The sequence below is a fragment of the Pseudomonas sp. C 49-2 genome (genome assembly GCF_003970195.1).
In the GTDB taxonomy this organism is placed as follows: Bacteria; Pseudomonadota; Gammaproteobacteria; order Pseudomonadales; family Pseudomonadaceae; genus Aquipseudomonas; species Aquipseudomonas canadensis.
Genome location: NZ_RXYG01000011.1, coordinates 55,860 through 74,500 on the forward strand (window position 1 = coordinate 55,860; position 18,641 = coordinate 74,500).

General features: G+C 61.0%; 18 protein-coding genes and 1 pseudogene. 14 read left to right on the top strand and 5 right to left on the bottom strand.

The window, feature by feature from the left end; all coding sequences use genetic code 11:
- Positions 1 to 142 precede the first annotated feature (142 nt).
- On the top strand, positions 143 to 1,441 hold the full coding sequence (locus EJ576_RS21375; protein ID WP_122725251.1) for a serine/threonine protein kinase: 1,299 nt from the start codon (positions 143 to 145) through the stop codon (positions 1,439 to 1,441).
- Positions 1,434 to 2,222, top strand: coding sequence for a VacJ family lipoprotein (locus EJ576_RS21380; protein ID WP_028615707.1), 789 nt, complete (start codon positions 1,434 to 1,436; stop codon positions 2,220 to 2,222). The genes EJ576_RS21375 and EJ576_RS21380 overlap by 8 nt, the downstream gene beginning before the upstream one ends.
- 52 nt (positions 2,223 to 2,274) lie before the next feature.
- On the opposite strand, the gene EJ576_RS21385 is transcribed toward EJ576_RS21380, so the two are convergent.
- Entirely contained in the window at positions 2,275 to 3,189 is a 915-nt protein-coding gene (locus tag EJ576_RS21385) for a DUF808 domain-containing protein (RefSeq protein ID WP_126571020.1), read from the bottom strand.
- 134 nt (positions 3,190 to 3,323) lie between these two features.
- Between EJ576_RS21385 and EJ576_RS21390 the strand changes: the two genes are divergently transcribed.
- Positions 3,324 to 3,929 (top strand): TetR/AcrR family transcriptional regulator, encoded by a 606-nt coding sequence (locus EJ576_RS21390; protein WP_078047620.1) that lies wholly within the window; start codon positions 3,324 to 3,326, stop codon positions 3,927 to 3,929.
- A 181-nt stretch (positions 3,930 to 4,110) separates the two neighbouring features.
- Positions 4,111 to 4,569, top strand: a pseudogene (locus tag EJ576_RS21395) (transposase).
- A 127-nt stretch (positions 4,570 to 4,696) separates the two neighbouring features.
- Here the strand turns inward: EJ576_RS21395 and EJ576_RS21400 are convergent.
- The gene (locus EJ576_RS21400) at positions 4,697 to 5,137 is read right to left on the bottom strand and encodes a heme-binding protein (RefSeq protein ID WP_123477002.1); all 441 of its coding nucleotides are present in this window, start codon (positions 5,135 to 5,137) and stop codon (positions 4,697 to 4,699) included.
- Between the two features lie 256 nt (positions 5,138 to 5,393).
- Here EJ576_RS21400 and gcl point away from each other — a divergent pair, with 256 nt between their 5' ends.
- The 8 genes from gcl (at position 5,394) to EJ576_RS21440 (ending at position 14,687) form a co-directional block, all read left to right on the top strand.
- Positions 5,394 to 7,169, top strand: a complete 1,776-nt coding sequence (gene gcl, locus EJ576_RS21405) for a glyoxylate carboligase (RefSeq protein ID WP_016979576.1) — start codon at positions 5,394 to 5,396, stop codon at positions 7,167 to 7,169.
- Between the two features lie 10 nt (positions 7,170 to 7,179).
- Positions 7,180 to 7,962 carry a hydroxypyruvate isomerase gene (gene hyi / locus EJ576_RS21410; protein WP_028615701.1) on the top strand — a complete coding sequence of 261 codons (783 nt, stop codon included), beginning with the start codon at positions 7,180 to 7,182 and terminating at the stop codon, positions 7,960 to 7,962.
- 15 nt (positions 7,963 to 7,977) lie between these two features.
- On the top strand, positions 7,978 to 8,868 hold the full coding sequence (locus EJ576_RS21415) for a 2-hydroxy-3-oxopropionate reductase (protein WP_033897622.1): 891 nt from the start codon (positions 7,978 to 7,980) through the stop codon (positions 8,866 to 8,868).
- 171 nt (positions 8,869 to 9,039) lie between these two features.
- Positions 9,040 to 10,320: a glycerate kinase gene (locus tag EJ576_RS21420; protein WP_122725238.1), complete on the top strand. Its 1,281-nt coding sequence runs from the start codon at positions 9,040 to 9,042 to the stop codon at positions 10,318 to 10,320.
- A complete protein-coding gene (gene pyk / locus EJ576_RS21425; protein ID WP_016979579.1) occupies positions 10,310 to 11,725 on the top strand; it encodes a pyruvate kinase in 1,416 nt (471 codons plus the stop codon). The genes EJ576_RS21420 and pyk overlap by 11 nt, the downstream gene beginning before the upstream one ends.
- A 120-nt stretch (positions 11,726 to 11,845) precedes the next feature.
- The gene (locus EJ576_RS21430; protein WP_126571021.1) at positions 11,846 to 12,721 is read left to right on the top strand and encodes an urea transporter; all 876 of its coding nucleotides are present in this window, start codon (positions 11,846 to 11,848) and stop codon (positions 12,719 to 12,721) included.
- 31 nt (positions 12,722 to 12,752) lie between these two features.
- Positions 12,753 to 13,577: an ion transporter gene (locus tag EJ576_RS21435; RefSeq protein ID WP_061435897.1), complete on the top strand. Its 825-nt coding sequence runs from the start codon at positions 12,753 to 12,755 to the stop codon at positions 13,575 to 13,577.
- Positions 13,578 to 13,682: 105 nt separating this feature from the next.
- Positions 13,683 to 14,687, top strand: a complete 1,005-nt coding sequence (locus EJ576_RS21440) for a sulfate ABC transporter substrate-binding protein (RefSeq protein WP_016979582.1) — start codon at positions 13,683 to 13,685, stop codon at positions 14,685 to 14,687.
- A 129-nt stretch (positions 14,688 to 14,816) separates the two neighbouring features.
- Here the strand turns inward: EJ576_RS21440 and EJ576_RS21450 are convergent, their stop codons facing one another.
- Entirely contained in the window at positions 14,817 to 15,431 is a 615-nt protein-coding gene (locus tag EJ576_RS21450; RefSeq protein WP_123476996.1) for a DUF5666 domain-containing protein, read from the bottom strand.
- A 176-nt stretch (positions 15,432 to 15,607) separates the two neighbouring features.
- On the opposite strand from EJ576_RS21450, the gene EJ576_RS21455 reads away from it, so the two are divergent.
- Entirely contained in the window at positions 15,608 to 16,804 is a 1,197-nt protein-coding gene (locus EJ576_RS21455; RefSeq protein ID WP_073859992.1) for an MFS transporter, read from the top strand.
- A gap of 154 nt (positions 16,805 to 16,958) precedes the next feature.
- On the opposite strand, the gene EJ576_RS21460 is transcribed toward EJ576_RS21455, so the two are convergent.
- Positions 16,959 to 17,363, bottom strand: coding sequence for a type II toxin-antitoxin system HicB family antitoxin (locus EJ576_RS21460; protein WP_122555040.1), 405 nt, complete (start codon positions 17,361 to 17,363; stop codon positions 16,959 to 16,961).
- 11 nt (positions 17,364 to 17,374) lie between these two features.
- Positions 17,375 to 17,563, bottom strand: coding sequence for a type II toxin-antitoxin system HicA family toxin (locus EJ576_RS21465; protein ID WP_126571022.1), 189 nt, complete (start codon positions 17,561 to 17,563; stop codon positions 17,375 to 17,377).
- A gap of 182 nt (positions 17,564 to 17,745) precedes the next feature.
- Here EJ576_RS21465 and EJ576_RS21470 point away from each other — a divergent pair, with 182 nt between their 5' ends.
- The gene (locus tag EJ576_RS21470) at positions 17,746 to 18,624 is read left to right on the top strand and encodes a LysR family transcriptional regulator (RefSeq protein WP_122725226.1); all 879 of its coding nucleotides are present in this window, start codon (positions 17,746 to 17,748) and stop codon (positions 18,622 to 18,624) included.
- Positions 18,625 to 18,641: the final 17 nt, after the last annotated feature.

The following is an 18,641-nucleotide window of genomic DNA, read 5'->3' on the forward strand; positions in this document are numbered from 1 at the left end:
CAAAGTGTATCGTCTGGCTACTATTACCCCGATTCCGACGTTTTTTTCCGGCATTTCGTGCCGCGTGATGGCACTTCGGCGACTGGACGGCGGTCATAGCCTGCGAACTTCATTAAGCACGTTTCCTCCTAGGGATTAAGTCATGCTCCGTTCCTTGCGCTGTGCTGCCTTGCTGGGCAGCCTTTTTCTGAGTGCGTCAGCACTGGCCGTCGACATTGACCAAGCCAGCTATGGCTACCCTTTGACCAACCCGTTTGAAGCCACCATCGCCACCACGCCGCCTGACCTTCGGCCGAAATTGCCGAGCGACGACGAGATCAATCAGTCCGATTACACCCTGAACATGCGCCCCGAGCGCGAATTCAGCCTGCCGGACAACTTCTGGGCGGTGAAGAAACTCACCTACCGCATCGCCAAGCAGGACCGCGCCGCGCCGCTGATCTTTCTGATCGCGGGCACCGGTGCGCGCTTCGACAGCAGCATCAACGAATACCTGAAAAAGCTGTATTACCAGGCCGGCTACCACGTGGTGCAACTGTCGTCGCCCACCAGCTTCGACTTCATCAGCGCCGCCTCGCGTTTTGCCACCCCGGGAATCACCCAGGAAGACGCCGAAGACATGTACCGCGTGATGCAAGCCGTGCGCGCGCAAAACGCTTCGTTGCCAGTGACTGACTTCTACCTCACCGGCTACAGCCTCGGTGCCCTAGATGCAGCGTTCGTCAGCAAGCTCGACGAGACGCGCCGCAGCTTCAACTTCAAGAAAGTCTTGTTGCTTAACCCGCCGGTCAACCTCTACACCTCGATCACCAACCTCGACAAGCTGGTGCAGACCGAGGTGAAAGGCATCAACAACACCACCACCTTCTATGAGCTGGTGCTGAACAAGCTGACCCGCTACTTCCAGCAAAAGGGCTATATCGACCTGAACGACGCCCTGCTCTACGACTTCCAGCAATCCAAGCAGCACCTGACCAACGAACAGATGGCCATGCTGATCGGCACCTCGTTCCGCTTCTCGGCGGCCGACATCGCCTTTACCTCGGACTTGATCAACCGCCGTGGCCTGATCATCCCTCCGAAATACCCGATCACCGAAGGCACCAGCCTCACGCCGTTCCTCAAGCGTGCACTGCAGTGCGACTTCGACTGCTACCTCACCGAACAAGTGATCCCAATGTGGCGCGCCCGCTCCGACGGCGGCAGCCTGCTGCAACTGATCGACCAGGTCAGCCTGTACGCCCTCAAGGACTACCTGCACACCAGCCCGAAAATCGCCGTGATGCATAACGCCGACGACGTGATCCTCGGCCCGGGCGACCTCGGTTTCCTGCGTAAAACCTTCGGCGATCGCTTGACCGTCTACCCGCTGGGCGGCCATTGCGGCAACCTCAATTACCGCGTCAACGCCGACGCTATGCTGGAGTTCTTCCGTGGCTAAATATCTTCTGCTGCTTGCCGCCCTGATGTGCGCAGGCGTGGCCAATGCCGACAACAGCAAGGCCCACGAGCCGGTCAATGTCGGCGCCGACGGTTTCAAGGAGCCGCTGACCAAGCTCAAGTTCAACCCAGGGCTGGACCAGCGTGAGTTCGAGCGCTCATCGCTCACCGCACTCAACGTGTATGACCCGCTGGAATCGTGGAACCGTCGCGTGTACCACTTCAACTACCGCTTCGACCAATGGGTGTTCCTGCCGGTGGTCGACGGCTACCGCTACGTCACCCCGAGTTTCCTGCGCACCGGCGTGAGCAACTTCTTCAACAACCTGGGCGACGTGCCCAACCTGTTGAACAGCCTGCTGCAACTCAAGGGGCATCGCTCCCTGGAAACCACCGGCCGCCTGTTGGTCAACACCACTATCGGCATCGCCGGCCTGTGGGACCCGGCGACCGCCATGGGCCTGCCGCGCCAGAGCGAAGACTTTGGCCAGACCCTGGGCTTCTACGGCGTACCCGGCGGCGCGTATGTGGTGCTGCCGATCTTCGGCCCATCGAACCTGCGCGACACCACCGGCCTGATCGTCGACTACGGTGCCGAAACCCAGATCAACTTCCTCAACGTGTCCGAAGTCAGCTCCAACCACCCGGAAATCTGGGCATTGCGCGCGGTGGACAAGCGTTATCAGACCAGCTTCCGGTATGGCCAGATGAACTCGCCGTTCGAGTATGAGAAGGTGCGCTACATCTATACGGAATCGCGAAAGCTGCAGATTGCCGAGTAAACGCCCACAAAAAAGGCCATTCGATTGAATGGCCTTTTTTATTGTCGCGCGATCAAGCCTTAGCCGTTTTCCAGAGCTTGCCCACCCCGCTGACCACCGCCAACACCACCGCCCCGGCAATGATCCCCGCCACGCCATTCAGCAGCGTCGGCACCAACCACGCCACCCCGCCTGCGCCCTGGCTGACCGTCTCGATCCAGTGATGCACCACCGGCACGCCGTGGGTGAGAATCCCGCCGCCCACCAGGAACATCGCCGCCGTACCAATCACCGACAGGCTCTTCATCATGTACGGCGCCGCACGCAGGATGGCGCCGCCGATGCTGCGCGCCGCCTGGCCAGGCTTCTGGGTGAGCCACAGGCCTAGGTCATCCAGCTTGACGATACCGGCCACCAGCCCGTAGACACCCACGGTCATGACGATGGCAATGCCGGACAGCACAATCACCTGCTGCATCAAGGGCGCATCGGCCACGGTACCGAGGGTGATGGCGATGATTTCGGCGGAGAGGATGAAGTCGGTACGGATGGCACCTTTGATCTTGTCCTTTTCGAAGGCCACCAAGTCGGTTGCCGGGTCCGAGACGGCCTCGACCAACTGCGCATGTTCAGCGTGATCGTCGGCCTTGCTGTGGAGGAATTTATGCGCCAGCTTCTCGAAACCTTCGAAGCACAGGTAGGCACCGCCGAGCATCAGCAGCGGCGTCACCGCCCACGGTGCGAATGCACTGATCAGCAAGGCGGCCGGCACCAGGATCAACTTGTTGACGAACGAACCTTTCGCCACCGCCCACACCACGGGAATTTCCCGCTCGGCGCGCACCCCGGAGACCTGCTGGGCATTGAGCGCCAGGTCATCGCCGAGCACGCCGGCGGTCTTCTTCGCCGCCATTTTTGTCATCAGGGCTACGTCATCGAGTACCGCGGCGATATCGTCGATCAACACCAACAAGCTGCTTCCTGCCATGAATCGGGCTTCCATAAGAGAGGGATGCGACGAGCATAGCGCGGCGCAACGCTTTACGGGCACATTGTTGAGGCCCGCAGATGGCCGGTGCTACCATGCGCAACCGCCTGTCATGGCAAGGAATCACTGGGTTTATGAGCACCATTCGCGAGCGCAATAAAGAAAAGATCCTGCGGGCGGCGAGCGAGGAGTTCGCCGACAAAGGCTTCGCCGCGACCAAAACCAGCGACATCGCCGCCAAGGCCGGGCTGCCCAAGCCCAACGTCTACTACTACTTCAAGTCCAAGGACAACCTCTACCGCGAGGTGCTCGAAAGCATCATCGAGCCGATCCTGGCCGCCTCCACACCGTTCAACCCGGACGGCGCGCCCAAGGAAGTACTGAGCAACTACATCCGCTCGAAAATCCGTATCTCCCGCGACCTGCCATTTGCCTCCAAGGTCTTCGCCAGCGAAATCATGCACGGCGCCCCGCACCTCAGCGCCGACCAGGTCGAACAGCTCAACGCCCAGGCCAAGCACAACATCGCCTGCATCCAGGACTGGGTAGATCGCGGCCTGATTGCGGCGATTGATCCCAATCACTTGATGTTCAGTATCTGGGCAGCCACGCAGACCTATGCGGATTTCGACTGGCAGATCTCGGCGGTGACCGGGAAGGCCAAGCTGGATGAAGCGGATTATGAAGCGGCGGCGCAGACGATTATTCGGTTGGTGTTGAAGGGGTGTGAGCCGGACTGAGGACATATGGTGCCTGTGGAGTTTGCGCCAGACATGAATTGTCAAAACACTGAAGATCCCCCGTGGGAGCGGGCTTGCTCGCGAAAGCGCCCTCCCAGACACATCCTGCCAAAAGCCTGCCAATCAGCATCAGCCATCGAGATCTAGCCTCTCAGGACACCATCTGAAGAGAGGCCAAGGAATGCCTGATCTAGCCAACTCACACCGCCTGCGTATAGGGCGGTTCAGCGAACCCAATCGCATCTATCTGATCACCACCAATACTCACTAACGTGCGCCGATATTCAGTGACTTTTACCTGGGTCGGCTGGTGGTTTGGCAATTCAGACTCGCTCACTACCAAGGACTGGCAAACTCGCTGGCCTGGGTGGTAATGCCAGATCACTTTCACTGGTTGGTCGAGTTACAAAAAGGATCATTGGGCGACTTGATGTGCCAGGTAAAATCCAAAAGCACCCGAAGCGTAAACGGTGCTTCTGGCCGCAAAGGCAGGCTTTGGCAAACCAGCTTTCATGACCGCGCGCTGCGCAAGGAAGATGATCTGGTGAAAATGGCCCGGTATGTGGTGGCCAATCCCCTGCGGGCGGGGCTGGTGAAGCGGATTGGCGACTATCCGCTGTGGGATGCAGTTTGGTTGTAGGGGCGAGACCGAGTTGCCCCCTTCGCGAGCAAGCCCGCTCCCACATTGGACCGCATTCTCATGCTGGAACTCGATCAAGTGTGGGAGCGGGCTTGCTCGCGAAGGGGCCAGAAAAATCAGCAAAAAACTAGGCAGACACCCCCGCATCCGCCATCAACCCCACCCCTTCAATCGCCGTGATCGCACACTGCTCATCAATGTCCGACGTATCCCCGCTGATCCCGATCGCCCCCAGCACCGCGCCTTCCTGATTTCGAATCAATACCCCACCCGGCGCAGGCACCACGCTGCCCTGCCCCAAACTGTTCAACGCCGCGATAAACGCCGGTCGCTGCTGCGCGTCCAACGCCAGCAGGCGTGAACCCTTGCCCAGGGCTATCGCGCCCCAGGCCTTGCCGATGGCGATTTGCGGGCGCAGCAGGCTGGCACCGTCTTCGCGTTGCAGGGTGACCAAGTGGCCGCCGCTGTCGAGCACGGCGATGGTCAGCGGTGCAGCGGAGATGGTGCGCCCTGCACTGAGGGCCTGGCTGGCCAGTTGGGTGGCGAGTTTCAAGGTTAAAGCGCTCATGGTGCCGTCCTTCTTTTGTTATTGGGAAAGCGATGGAGGTCTGAATGATCAGATGCTCGATCAAACAAATAGAACACAATGACTTTTAATTTTGTATACAATATTTTCACACAAAGGCTCCATACGTCGAAAAAAGCTGTTCCGACGAACGCATAGGCCAGTTTATAAAATGCATTGACCTACGCCGCTCGCCGTGAATACACTTTATCCAGACACCACTTGTATACAATTACAAAACGCAAGAGGCACCAATATCATGAGCAAAATGAGAGCAATCGAAGCCGCCGTCCTGGTGATGCGTCGCGAAGGTGTGGACACCGCCTTCGGTATCCCAGGCGCCGCGATCAACCCGCTGTATTCGGCCTTGCAGAAAGTGGGTGGCATCGATCACGTCCTTGCTCGCCACGTTGAAGGCGCCTCCCACATGGCCGAGGGTTACACTCGCACCAAGGCCGGCAATATCGGCGTGTGCATCGGCACCTCGGGCCCGGCAGGCACTGACATGGTCACCGGCCTGTACAGCGCCTCGGCCGACTCGATCCCGATCCTGTGCATCACCGGTCAAGCGCCCCGCGCCCGGATGCACAAGGAAGACTTCCAGGCCGTGGACATCACCAGCATCGTCAAGCCGGTGACCAAGTGGGCGACCACCGTCCTCGAACCCGGCCAAGTACCGTACGCCTTCCAGAAAGCCTTCTATGAAATGCGCTCCGGCCGCCCAGGCCCGGTGTTGATCGACCTGCCGTTCGACGTGCAGATGGCCGAGATCGAATTCGACATCGACGCCTACCAACCCCTGCCCCTGGCCAAGCCACTGGCAACCCGCGTGCAGGTGGAAAAAGCCCTGGCGCTGCTGGACCAGGCCGAGCGCCCACTGTTGGTGAGCGGTGGCGGCGTGATCAATGCCGACGCCAGCGAGTTGCTGGTTGAATTCGCTGAACTGACCGGCATCCCGGTGATTCCGACCCTGATGGGCTGGGGCACCATTCCGGACGATCACCCACAGATGGTCGGCATGGTCGGTCTGCAGACGTCCCACCGTTATGGCAACGCGACCATGCTCAAGTCGGACGTGGTGCTGGGCATCGGTAACCGTTGGGCCAACCGCCACACCGGTTCGGTCGAGGTGTATACCGAGGGCCGCAAGTTCATCCACGTCGACATCGAGCCGACCCAGATTGGCCGCGTCTTCACCCCGGACCTGGGTATCGTGTCCGACGCCGGTTCCGCGCTGACGATGTTCATTGAAGTGGCCCGCGAGTGGAAAGCCGCCGGCAAGCTCAAGGACCGCAGCGCCTGGCTCAATGACTGCCAGCAACGCAAAGCCACCCTGCACCGCAAGACCCATTTCGACAACGTGCCGGTCAAGCCACAGCGCGTGTATGAAGAAATGAACCAGGTGTTCGGCAAAGACACCTGCTACGTCAGCACCATCGGCCTGTCGCAGATTGCTGGCGCGCAGTTCCTGCACGTGTATAAGCCACGCCACTGGATCAATTGCGGGCAGGCCGGCCCGTTAGGTTGGACCATCCCCGCCGCCCTCGGCGTGGTCAAGGCTGACCCGAGCCGCAAAGTGGTGGCGCTGTCCGGCGACTACGACTTCCAGTTCATGATCGAAGAACTGGCCGTGGGCGCACAGTTCAAGCTGCCGTACATCCACGTGGTGGTGAACAACTCCTACCTCGGCCTGATCCGCCAGGCTCAGCGCGGGTTTGAAATGGACTACTGCGTGCAGCTGTCCTTCGACAACCTCAACGCCCCGGAACTCAATGGCTATGGCGTGGACCACGTGGCCGTTGCCGAAGGCCTGGGTTGCAAGGCCTTGCGTGTGTTCGAGCCGAGCCAGATCGCGCCGGCCCTGCGCCGCGCCGAGGAAATGATCGAAGAATTCAAGGTTCCGGTGATCGTTGAGATTATTCTGGAACGCGTGACCAATATTTCCATGGGCACCGAGATCAACGCCGTCAACGAATTCGAAGATCTGGCCTTGGTCGGCAACGATGCGCCGACTGCCATTTCCCTGCTCGATTAAGGAGAACCTTATGCCGCGTTTCGCCGCCAACCTGTCCATGCTGTTTACCGAACAGGACTTTCTTGCCCGTTTCAAAGCGGCCGCCGATGCGGGCTTCGAAGGTGTCGAGTACCTGTTCCCCTATGAATTCAGCTCTGCCGAAATCAAGGCGCAACTCGACGCCCACGGCCTGACCCAGGTGCTGTTCAACCTGCCGGCCGGTGACTGGGCCAAGGGCGAACGCGGCCTGGCCTGCCACCCGGACCGGGTTGAAGAATTCCGTGCCGGGGTCAAGCTGGCCATCGCCTACGCCCAAGTGCTGGGCAATACCCAGATCAACTGCCTGGCGGGCATCCGGCCACAAGGCGTTGACGACGAAACCCTGGAAAAAACCTTCGTCGCCAACCTCAAGTACGCCGCTGAAAAACTGCAAGCGGTGGGCATCAAGCTGGTGATGGAAGCGATCAACACCCGCGACATCCCAGGCTTCTACCTGAACAACACGGCGCAAGCCCTGTCGATTCGCGAACAGGTGGGCAGCGCCAACCTGTTCCTGCAGTACGACATCTATCACATGCAAATCATGGAAGGCGACCTGGCCCGCACCATGGCCGCGCACCTGGGTGAGATCAACCACATCCAGCTGGCGGACAACCCAGGGCGCAACGAGCCGGGTACCGGTGAGATCAACTACCGCTTCCTGTTCGAACATTTGGACCGTATCGGCTACACGGGTTGGGTCGGCTGTGAATACAAGCCGTTGACCACCACCGAGGCGGGTTTGGGTTGGTTGAAGACCCACAACGCCATCTAAACAGAGGATTTCTTCATGGCTAAAATCGGATTCATCGGCACCGGCATCATGGGCCAACCCATGGCCGCGAACCTGCAGAAAGCAGGTCACCAACTGTTCCTCTCCGAGCACCATGGCAAGGCGCCGCAAGCGCTGATCGACGCAGGCGCCGTGGCCCTGGCCAACCCGCAGCAAGTTGCGCAGGAAGCCGAGTTCATCATTGTGATGGTCCCGGACACCCCGCAGGTCGACGACGTACTGTTCCGCAAAGACGGCGTCGCCGCCGGCCTGTCGCCGAACAAGGTGGTGATCGACATGAGTTCGATCTCTCCCACCGCCACCAAGGCGTTCGCCGCCAAGATCAACGAGACCGGCGCGCAGTACCTGGATGCACCTGTGTCCGGTGGTGAAGTCGGCGCCAAGGCCGGCACCCTGAGCATCATGATCGGTGGCGAGCCGCAGACCTTCGAACGCGCGCTGCCGCTGTTCCAGGCCATGGGCAAGAACATCACGCTGGTGGGCGGCAATGGCGATGGCCAGACCGCCAAGGTCGCCAACCAGATCATCGTCGCGCTGAACATCCAGGCGGTGGCGGAAGCACTGCTGTTCGCCTCCAAGAACGGCGCCGACCCGGCCAAGGTGCGTGAAGCGCTGATGGGCGGATTTGCCTCGTCGAAAATCCTCGAAGTGCATGGCGAGCGCATGATCAAGGGCACTTTTGACCCGGGCTTTCGCATCAACCTGCACCAGAAGGACCTCAACCTGGCGTTGGCCGGTGCCAAGGAACTGGGGATCAACCTGCCGAACACCGCCGGTACGCAGCAGGTGTTCAGCACCTGCACGGCGATTGGCGGCGGCAATTGGGACCACTCGGCGCTGATCAAGGGCCTGGAACACATGGCGAATTTCTCGATTCGCGAGAAGTAAGTGCTTACTTGAAATGCAATCCAGTGTGGGAGCTGGCTTGCCTGCGATAGCAATCTTGCAACTAGACATTCATTGCCTGATACACCGCTATCGCAGGCAAGCCAGCTCCCACATTTTGGTCCCTATTCCAAGCCTCATACCTAATAACAAGAATCCCCCGGGAGCCCGCCTATGTCGGTCGATCCGCAACATCTGCTTCGCGAGCTGTTTGCCACAGCCATCGACGCCGCCCACCCCCGGCAAGTCCTTGAACCCTACCTGCCCACCGACCGCAGCGGCCGTGTGATCGTGATCGGCGCCGGCAAAGCCGCCGCCGCCATGGCGCTGGTCGTGGAGAACTGCTGGCAGGGCGAAGTTACCGGCCTGGTCGTCACCCGCTATGGCCACGGCGCGCCGTGCAAGACAATCGAAGTGGTCGAAGCCGCTCACCCAGTGCCCGATGCTGCCGGCCTGGCCGTGGCCCAGCGCGTACTCGCGCTGATCAGCAACCTGACGGAAGACGACCGCGTAATCTTCCTGTTGTCCGGGGGTGGCTCTGCGCTGCTGGCGCTGCCCGCCGAAGGCATCACCCTGGCCGACAAACAGGCCATCAACAAAGCCCTGCTCAAATCCGGCGCGACCATCGGCGAGATGAATTGCGTGCGCAAGCACCTCTCGGCCATCAAGGGAGGCCGACTGGCGAAAGCGGCATGGCCCGCGACGGTCTATACCTACGCGATTTCCGATGTGCCCGGCGACCAAGCCACGGTGATCGCGTCCGGCCCCACGGTCGGCGACCCGAGCACCTCGCAACAAGCCCTGGCGATTCTCAAGCGCTACCACATCGACGCCCCCGCCTCGGTGCGCAGCTGGTTGCAGAACCCGGCCTCGGAAACCGTCAAGCCCGGCGACCCGGTGCTCGCCCGCAGCCACTTCCAATTGATCGCCCGCCCCCAGCAATCCCTTGAAGCGGTGGCGGTAAAAGTCCGTCAGGCCGGCTTCAGCCCGTTGATCCTCGGCGACCTGGAAGGCGAAGCACGGGACGTGGCCAAGGTGCACGCCGGTATCGCCCGACAGATCGTGCAACATGGCCAACCGCTGGCAGCGCCGTGCGTGATCCTCTCCGGCGGCGAAACCACCGTGACCGTGCGCGGCAATGGCCGTGGCGGGCGCAATGCGGAATTCCTGTTGAGCCTCACCGACAGCCTCAAGGGCCTGCCCGGCGTGTACGCCCTGGCCGGTGACACCGACGGTATCGACGGCTCGGAAGACAACGCCGGCGCGATCATGACGCCGTGCAGCTATTCGCGCGCCGAAGCCCTCGGACTGTCGGCCAGCGATGAGCTGGATAACAACAACGGCTACGGCTATTTCGCCGCGCTCGACGGTTTGATCATCACCGAGCCCACGCGCACCAACGTCAACGACTTCCGCGCCATCCTGATCCTTGAGACTGCCAAACATGACGCCTGACAAGAAGGTCAAAATCCTCGCCACCCTGGGCCCCGCCACCGACGGTATCGACGACATCCGCGAGCTGGTGGAAGCCGGGGTGAATATCTTCCGGCTCAATTTCAGCCACGGCGACCACGCCGACCATGCCCAACGCTACCAATGGATTCGCCAGGTCGAGCGCCAGCTGAATTATCCGCTGGGCATCCTCATGGACCTGCAAGGGCCGAAACTGCGCGTCGGGCGTTTTGCCGAGGGCAAGGTGCAACTGGTGCGCGGCCAGGCGTTGCGCCTGGACCTGGACGAAACACCGGGCGACCAGCGGCGGGTCAACCTGCCTCACCCGGAAATCATCGCGGCGCTGGAGCCCGGCATGGACCTGCTGCTGGACGACGGCAAATTGCGCCTGCGGGTGATCACCAAACATGCCGACGCCATCGACACCACCGTGCTGAATGGCGGCGAATTGTCGGACCGCAAAGGCGTGAACGTCCCACAAGCACTGCTGGAACTGAGCCCACTGACCGCCAAGGATCGGCGCGACCTGAGCTTCGGCCTGGAACTGGGTGTGGACTGGGTGGCGCTGTCGTTCGTGCAGCGCCCGGAAGACATTCGCGAAGCCCGCGAGCTGATCGGCGACAAGGCGTTCCTCATGGCCAAGATCGAGAAACCCTCGGCCGTGCAGCGCCTGCAGGAAATCGCCGAACTGAGCGACGCGATCATGGTGGCCAGAGGCGACCTGGGCGTGGAAGTGCCCGCCGAGAGCGTGCCGCAGATCCAGAAGGACATCATCAGCACCTGCCGCCAACTGGGTAAACCGGTGGTGGTGGCGACGCAGATGCTGGAGTCGATGCGCTTCTCGCCGGCGCCAACCCGTGCCGAAGTCACCGATGTCGCCAATGCCGTGGCCGAAGGCGCGGACGCGGTGATGCTGTCGGCGGAAACCGCCTCCGGCGAATACCCGCTGGAAGCCGTGCAGATGATGAGCAAGATCATCCGCCAGGTGGAAAACGGTCCGGATTACCAGGCGCAACTGGATGTCAGCCGGCCGAAGGCGGATGCCACGGTATCGGACGCCATCAGCTGCGCGATCCGCCGTATCAGCAGCATCCTGCCGGTGGCGGTGCTGGTGAACTACAGCGAGTCGGGCAGCTCCAGCCTGCGCGCGGCGCGGGAACGGCCGGTAGCGCCGATCCTCAACCTCACGCCCAACCTGTCCACGGCGCGGCGGTTGAGCGTGGCGTGGGGCGTGCATTCGGTGGTCAACGATCGGCTGCGCCAGGTGGATGAGGTGTGTTCCACCGCGCTGGAGATCGCCCAGGCACAGGGGATGGCGGAGCGTGGGGATACGTTGGTGATTACGGCGGGGGTGCCATTCGGGCAGCCGGGGTCGACCAACTCTTTGCGTATAGAGACGTTGATCTAGCGCCTGTTCGGGCCCCATCGCGGGCAAGCCCGGCTCCCAAATTTTGATCTGCGAACACAGTCAAATGTGGGAGCTGGCCTGCCTGCGATGGGGACAACTCAGTCTCACTGACTAACCACCATGCACAACCCCACCTGCCCCGACTGGGCCGAAGCGCTGCTCAACGGCTTCAGCCAGATCTTCCTGCAACGCCAGCCGCTGTGCGGCCTGCTGTGCCTGCTGGCGATCCTGATCGGCGCGCCGACCTTGCTCGGCGGCGCCTTGTTGGGTGGCGTCGCGGGCTTGCTCACGGCCCAGCGCCGGGGCTATCCCAAGGCCGAGCGCCAGGCCGGGCTGTATAGCTACAACGGCGTGCTGCTGGGCTTGTTGATCAGCCAGCACTTCGCCTGGTCGGCCTTGCTGCCGCCGCTGATCCTGGCGTGCGCAGGTTTGAGCGCGATCCTGACGCGGCAATGGTTGAAACGCGCCAGCCAGCCCAATGACCTGCCGGCCTATACCGCGCCTTTTGTCGGCCTGGGCTGGTTGCTGCTGGGCACGGTGCCGGAGAGCACGTTTGTCCTGAGCGAACCCGACTCCTTGGCTATCCTCAACGCGCCTTTTACCGGGCTCGCGCAAATCATGCTGTTGGATCAGCCGGTGTCGGGCGCGCTGATTGCGCTCGGCCTGTGGCTAGCCAACCGCCGCGCCGCCACCTGGGCCTTGATCGGCGCCAGTGTCGGCGTGCTAATTGCGCTATGGCTGGACGAACCCGCCAGCGCCCTCCTCGGCCTGCACAGCTACAACCCGGCGCTGGCGGCCCTGGCGTTGAGCCAAGTACGTCGCCAGCCCTGGCTGCCGCTGCTGGGCATCCTGCTGGCGATCACGCTCACACCCGGCTTTGCCGCCCTGCACCTGCCTGCGTTGACCGCGCCGTTCATCCTCGCCTGCTGGCTGGTGCGTGCAGGCGCTCGGGTGTTGCGCAAACCCCGCATGGACAGCCCCTTCGAATCCCCCTAGGCTTGCTTGATATCAGTTTCAGGCGGGATTTATGGACAGCAACAACGACTGGCGCCAACGGCTCTACGTCATGATTTTCCAGAGTGACACCACGGCCGGACGGCGCTTTGACGGCATCCTGTTGCTGATCATCCTGGCCAGCCTGGTGATCGTGATGCTCGACAGCATCGACCAGATCCACCAGAACTACGCTGACGTGCTGGCCTACATCGAATGGGGCTTCACCCTCGTCTTCCTGATCGAGTACGGGCTGCGGCTGTATTGTTCGCCCAAGCCGTTGCGCTACGCCTTCAGCTTTTATGGGCTGGTGGACTTGCTGGCCATCGTGCCCGGCATCCTCGCGCTGTATTACAGCGACGCGCAGTACCTGCTGATCATCCGCATCATTCGGATGTTGCGGATATTCCGCGTGCTTAAGCTCAGCCCGTACCTCAAGCAGGCCAACTACCTGATGGCGGCGCTGCGCGGCAGCAAGCAGAAGATCGTGGTGTTCCTTGTCAGCGTGTGCACGCTGGTGACGGTGTTCGGCACCTTGATGTACGTGATCGAAGGCCCGGAGCACGGCTTTACCAGCATTCCCAAGGGCATCTACTGGGCCATCGTGACCCTGACCACCGTGGGCTTTGGCGACATCGTGCCAAAGACGCCGCTGGGCCAGGTGATCTCGTCGCTGGTGATGATCACCGGTTATTCGATCATTGCCGTGCCCACCGGGATTTTCACCGCTGAACTGGCGAGTGCCATGCGTGGCGAACAGCTGCAAACCGACTGCCCAGTGTGCAAGAAAAACAGCCATGAGCCGAATGCCGCCTTCTGCTCGCGTTGCGGGAGTAACCTTTTCCGTAAAGTGGAATAAGCAAAGTACGTTTTAATCTTTAAACGTCTATGCGGCGCCCGCTATAGTCGCTGGCAAATTGCCCCTACTCAATCGACCACCTTCTCGAACAACAAGGAATGAGCAGTGAAAAAACTCGTTAGCGCCTCCCTCCTGGCCGCCGGCCTTGCCCTGGCGGGCGCCGTCCAGGCCGCCCCCGTCACACTGCTCAACGTCTCCTACGACGTGATGCGCGATTTCTACAAGGACTACAACGCTGCGTTCCAGAAGCACTGGGAAGCCGAGCACCCGAACGACAAACTGACCCTGCAGATGTCCTTCGGCGGCTCCAGCAAACAAGCGCGCTCGGTGATCGACGGTCTGCCGGCTGACGTGATCACCATGAACATGGCCACCGACATCAACGCGTTGGTCGACAACGGCAAACTGGTGCCGGACAACTGGGTCACCCGCCTGCCGAACAACAGCGCACCGTTCACCTCCGCCACCGTATTCATCGTGCGCAAAGGCAACCCGAAAGCACTGAAAGACTGGCCGGATCTGTTGAAAGACGGCGTGCAGGTGATCGTGCCCAACCCGAAAACCTCGGGTAATGGCCGCTACACCTACCTGTCGGCCTGGGGCTATGTGCTGAAGAACGGCGGCGACGAAAACAAAGCCAAGGCCTTTGTCGGCAAGCTGTTCAAACAGGCCCCGGTGCTGGACACCGGCGGCCGTGCCGCCACCACGACCTTCATGACCAACCAGATCGGCGACGTGCTGGTGACCTTTGAAAACGAAGCGGAAATGATCGCCCGTGAATTCGGCCGCGATCAGTTCGAAGTGATCTACCCAAGCGTCTCCGCCGAAGCCGAGCCACCGGTATCGGTGGTCGACAAAGTGGTCGAGAAGAAAGGCACCCGCGTGGCGGCCGAAGACTACCTGAAGTACCTGTGGTCGGCGGAAGGCCAGGAAATTGCGGCCAACAACTACCTGCGTCCACGTGATCCCAAGGTGCTGGCCAAGTACACCGACCGCTTCCCGAAAGTCGACTTCCTGTCGGTAGAGAAGACCTTTGGTGACTGGCGCACGGTGCAGAAGACCCACTTCAATGATGGTGGGGTGTTTGACCAGATCTACTCCGGTCAATAACTGAATAAACGCGGTAAAACAGTGGGAGCGGGCTTGCTCGCGAATGCGGTGTGTCAGTCAACAGATTCATTGGCTGATCCACCGCATTCGCGAGCAAGCCCGCTCCCACATTTGGTTCTGCGCCAGACTTTACATTGGCGGTGTCACACCATCTTTACCGGCTGAGATGGCCTGCGCGGTAATGGTCCCATCCGCCCCCTGCGCCGCAAACAACACCACCTTTACCCCCGCCTTGAGCAAACTGCGATCCCCCGGCTCCAGGTTGACGATCGGCACATCCTCCGGCACCACGATCTTTTGTTCGCCGCCTTTGTACTTCACGGTCAAGGTACGCCCGTTGCTCACGACCAGGTCGCCGACGGTGCCGTTGGTCATGCTGCTGCCTTCTTTGAGGTCGAACGCGCGATGCCCGTCGCCCGTGCCGGCCATGGCCGGTGGAAACACGTGCACTTCCAGCGCGGTCAGAGTGCCATCGGCGTTGGGCATGGCGGCGGAGCCGATGTAGCTGCCCGGCTTGATCTCATCGATCTTGGCCAGGGTGACTGCGCGCACCTGGGTGGCCGGGGTGAGGTGCACGATGACCTCCTCACCGCTATTGACCTTGACGTGCATCGCATCGCCCTCCATCGCCGTAATGGCGCCGCGTACACCTACGCGCGGGGCTTCGGCAGCCTGGGCCAGGCCCACGGCCATGGCGGCGGCGAGCGTGGAAGCCAGGAGCATTTTGTTCAACGTGATTTTCATGACCATCAATTTCCTGTTTCGGCAGTTATGCCTGAATGTATCATCACCCTTCGCGCAGAAAGTTAACGATTCACTCATCATTACCGGGCATGAGTGTTATCACTGCCAGCGGCCTACCCGGGCTACGGTGTTGTCTTTAGGCTCGCCCCACTTTCCTTCGCATTTATGAGAACACCATGAACGCTACCTCCCACGCTACAACCACCATGACCCGGAGCATGGTGATGCTGTTTGCGTTTTGCTGCGGCGCCATTGTTGCCAATATCTACTATGCACAACCGATCATCGAGCTGATCGCGCCGGACATCGGCCTTACGCCTGCGATGGCCAGCCTGATCGTCTCCTTGACGCAGATCGGTTACGCCCTGGGCCTGTTTTTCCTGGTGCCACTGGGTGACCTGTTGGAAAACCGCAAGCTGATGATCGCCACCACCGTACTGGCCATCGCCAGTCTGTTGGGTGCGGCATTTACCGAGCAGCCGAATCTGTTCCTGTTGGTATCGCTGCTGATCGGTTTCAGTTCGGTGTCGGTGCAGATCCTGATCCCGCTGGCTGCGCACCTGGCACCCGCCGAATCCCGTGGCCGCGTGGTCGGCAGCATTATGGGTGGCCTGTTGCTCGGCATCCTGTTGGCTCGGCCGGTGTCCAGCGTGGTGGCGGACCACTTCGGCTGGCGCGCGATGTTCATGGCGGCGGCGGCGTTGATGGCGTTTATCAGTGTGGTGTTGCTGATCACCATCCCCAAGCGCCAGCCCGACCACAGTGCCACCTATGGCCAGTTGCTGCGCTCCCTCGGCACCTTGTTGCGTGAGCAACCGGTATTGCGCCAACGGGCGTTTTATCAGGGTTGCATGTTCGCCACCTTCAGCCTGTTCTGGACCGCTGCCCCACTGGAGCTGGCGCGCAACCACGGATTGAGCCAAAGCGAGATCGCGCTGTTTGCCCTGGTCGGCGCGCTGGGTGCGATTGCCGCACCCATCGCCGGCCGCCTGGCCGATGCCGGCCATACCCACCGCGCGTCGTTGCTGGCCATGCTGTTTGCGGCGCTGAGTTTTCTGCCGGCCTTCGTGCACCCGTTGTACAGCGTGATTGGCCTGGCCGTGACCGGAGTGGTCCTGGACTTCTGCGTGCAGATGAATATGGTGCTGGGCCAACGCGCCATCTACGCGCTCGACGCCAACAGCCGCAGCCGCCTGAACGCGCTGTACATGACCAGCATCTTCATCGGCGGCGCCTTCGGCTCCGCGATTGCCAGCAGCGTGTATGAACACGGCGGCTGGCTGGGCGTGATGCTGGTGGGCAGCGCGTTCCCCTTGATCGCGCTGCTGCGGTTCGTGAGTGCTTCACGTCAGGCCACGGTTGCCACTGCTTGAGGGACCGGAATTCCTTTGTAATTGAAACACTCGACAACACAAAGGCCCGGGCGGCATCGCGTTGTTTTGACGAGAGAAAAACAAAATCTAAAACAGCACCTCTCGCTCAACTACGCGGTTTTCCCAACGGTCAGGACATATCCTTAAACCTTCCTCAGGACCGCACCAGCTTCTCCAGCGCGGCATCCGCCAGGAAGGAGGAGCGGCTCTTGACCTTGTGCTCACGCACATACCGGTCGATGCGCTGGATGACGTAACCGGGCAAGGTCACATTGACCTTCTCGGTCTTGCCCAGGTAGGGCGAGATGTCCAACTCCAACATCCCCCAGCCCATGCCGGCGTAGTCCTCGTGCGTGTGATGGTTGGCCACCGACGTCGGCATCGGAATCGGCCCGCCTTCTGCGGCAATCTCTTGAAGCATGATGTGCGCGACTTCCACTGCGGCGTTGTAGGCCTCTTCAAAACTGTCCCCGGCGGTGACTGCGCCTGGGATATCGGGGATCTGGATACCGGTGGCGGTGAAGTCATCGCCCCATTCGATACAGATTGGGTATTGCATGAATGTTCTCCTTAAAACTGAAACAAGCCGGCGCGCTTCCTGATGCTTCTGACGGTGCCCAGCGGCAAGTCCTTCTTTGGATGGGGCACTGAAATGGTGTAAGGGCTATAGCGATGAGTAAAAATATGATGACTTTCCGTGACCCGATCCAGCATCCAACCTGCCTCTTGCAGTTCCTTGATCAATAACCTGCTTTGCACCCGAGCCTCCTTGGCTTGGCCCGAATAAACGTAACCCTAGAGTTATCTTTACTCAAGCACAAAATTCACACCCCTGACTGACGGCTGTTTTACTGAATATTGAAAGTACAACACGGGAAACGCATGACACCGGCAGCCCATCGCCTTAGGCTTGAGCGCCGCCCAGCCAACAGGAACACTCGATGGACCGTCTCACTGCCATGGAAACCTTCGTTCACGTCGTGGAGACCGGCTCCTTCTCGGCCGCTGCCAAGCGCCTGGGCATCGGCCAACCCGCCGTGTCCAAAAGCATCGCGCAATTGGAAGCACGCCTGGCCGTGCGGTTGGTGTTGCGCTCGACCAGGGGCCTGACGCCCACCGAGGCAGGCCTGGCGTTTTTCGAAAAAGCCAAGAGCGCGATATTCGAAGCCGACGAAGCTGACGAGGCCGCCCGGGGCGCGGGCGCAGGATTAACGGGCAACCTGCGGGTCAGCGCCGGCGTGACATTCTCCCGTATGCGGATCATTCCCAACCTGGGACCCTTCCTTGACCAGCACCCTGGCCTGAACATCGACGTGTTGCTCGACGACCGCATCCTCAACCTGGTTGAAGACGGCATCGACGTCGCCCTGCGTATCGGCAACTTGAGTGATTCCGGTCTCACTGCTCGCCGGCTTGGCCAAAGCCCAAGCCGGGTGTTCGGCACACCGGCCTACTTCGAACGTTTCGGCGAGCCACAAAGCCCAGCGGATATCCTCAACCACCAGGCCGTGATCTACAGCCTCGGGGAGAGCCCGCTCTGGCCCTTCAAACAAGGCCCTCACGAGCAGGCCATAGCTGCTCGCGGGCGCTTGCGCGTCACGTCTTCCGAAGGCTTGCGCGCTGGCGTGCTCGCTCACCACGGCCTAGCGATGACGTCCGAATGGATGTTCGGCCCGGAATTGACCAGGGGTGAGGTGAAAGCCGTGTTGACCGACTGGGAACTCCCGCCGAAGGATCTCTGGGCAGTGTTGCCGACAGGTCGAATGCCAAGTGCCAAGGCCAAGGCGTTTATCGAATATGTTGAAGGGCTAATGGCGTAGCGCCGGCAAGCCGGCTC

What these genes read in the sequence shown, in the direction of transcription:
- EJ576_RS21400 (WP_123477002.1), bottom strand. Translation starts at nt 5,137, where the DNA reads ATGAGCGCTTTAACCTTGAAACTCGCCACCCAACTGGCCAGCCAGGCC.
- EJ576_RS21390 (WP_078047620.1), top strand. Translation starts at nt 3,324, where the DNA reads ATGAGCACCATTCGCGAGCGCAATAAAGAAAAGATCCTGCGGGCGGCG.
- EJ576_RS21450 (WP_123476996.1), bottom strand. Translation starts at nt 15,431, where the DNA reads ATGAAAATCACGTTGAACAAAATGCTCCTGGCTTCCACGCTCGCCGCC.
- gcl (WP_016979576.1), top strand. Translation starts at nt 5,394, where the DNA reads ATGAGCAAAATGAGAGCAATCGAAGCCGCCGTCCTGGTGATGCGTCGC.
- EJ576_RS21430 (WP_126571021.1), top strand. Translation starts at nt 11,846, where the DNA reads ATGCACAACCCCACCTGCCCCGACTGGGCCGAAGCGCTGCTCAACGGC.
- pyk (WP_016979579.1), top strand. Translation starts at nt 10,310, where the DNA reads ATGACGCCTGACAAGAAGGTCAAAATCCTCGCCACCCTGGGCCCCGCC.
- EJ576_RS21375 (WP_122725251.1), top strand. Translation starts at nt 143, where the DNA reads ATGCTCCGTTCCTTGCGCTGTGCTGCCTTGCTGGGCAGCCTTTTTCTG.
- hyi (WP_028615701.1), top strand. Translation starts at nt 7,180, where the DNA reads ATGCCGCGTTTCGCCGCCAACCTGTCCATGCTGTTTACCGAACAGGAC.
- EJ576_RS21415 (WP_033897622.1), top strand. Translation starts at nt 7,978, where the DNA reads ATGGCTAAAATCGGATTCATCGGCACCGGCATCATGGGCCAACCCATG.
- EJ576_RS21460 (WP_122555040.1), bottom strand. Translation starts at nt 17,363, where the DNA reads ATGCAATACCCAATCTGTATCGAATGGGGCGATGACTTCACCGCCACC.
- EJ576_RS21470 (WP_122725226.1), top strand. Translation starts at nt 17,746, where the DNA reads ATGGACCGTCTCACTGCCATGGAAACCTTCGTTCACGTCGTGGAGACC.
- EJ576_RS21435 (WP_061435897.1), top strand. Translation starts at nt 12,753, where the DNA reads ATGGACAGCAACAACGACTGGCGCCAACGGCTCTACGTCATGATTTTC.
- EJ576_RS21385 (WP_126571020.1), bottom strand. Translation starts at nt 3,189, where the DNA reads ATGGCAGGAAGCAGCTTGTTGGTGTTGATCGACGATATCGCCGCGGTA.
- EJ576_RS21455 (WP_073859992.1), top strand. Translation starts at nt 15,608, where the DNA reads ATGAACGCTACCTCCCACGCTACAACCACCATGACCCGGAGCATGGTG.
- EJ576_RS21420 (WP_122725238.1), top strand. Translation starts at nt 9,040, where the DNA reads ATGTCGGTCGATCCGCAACATCTGCTTCGCGAGCTGTTTGCCACAGCC.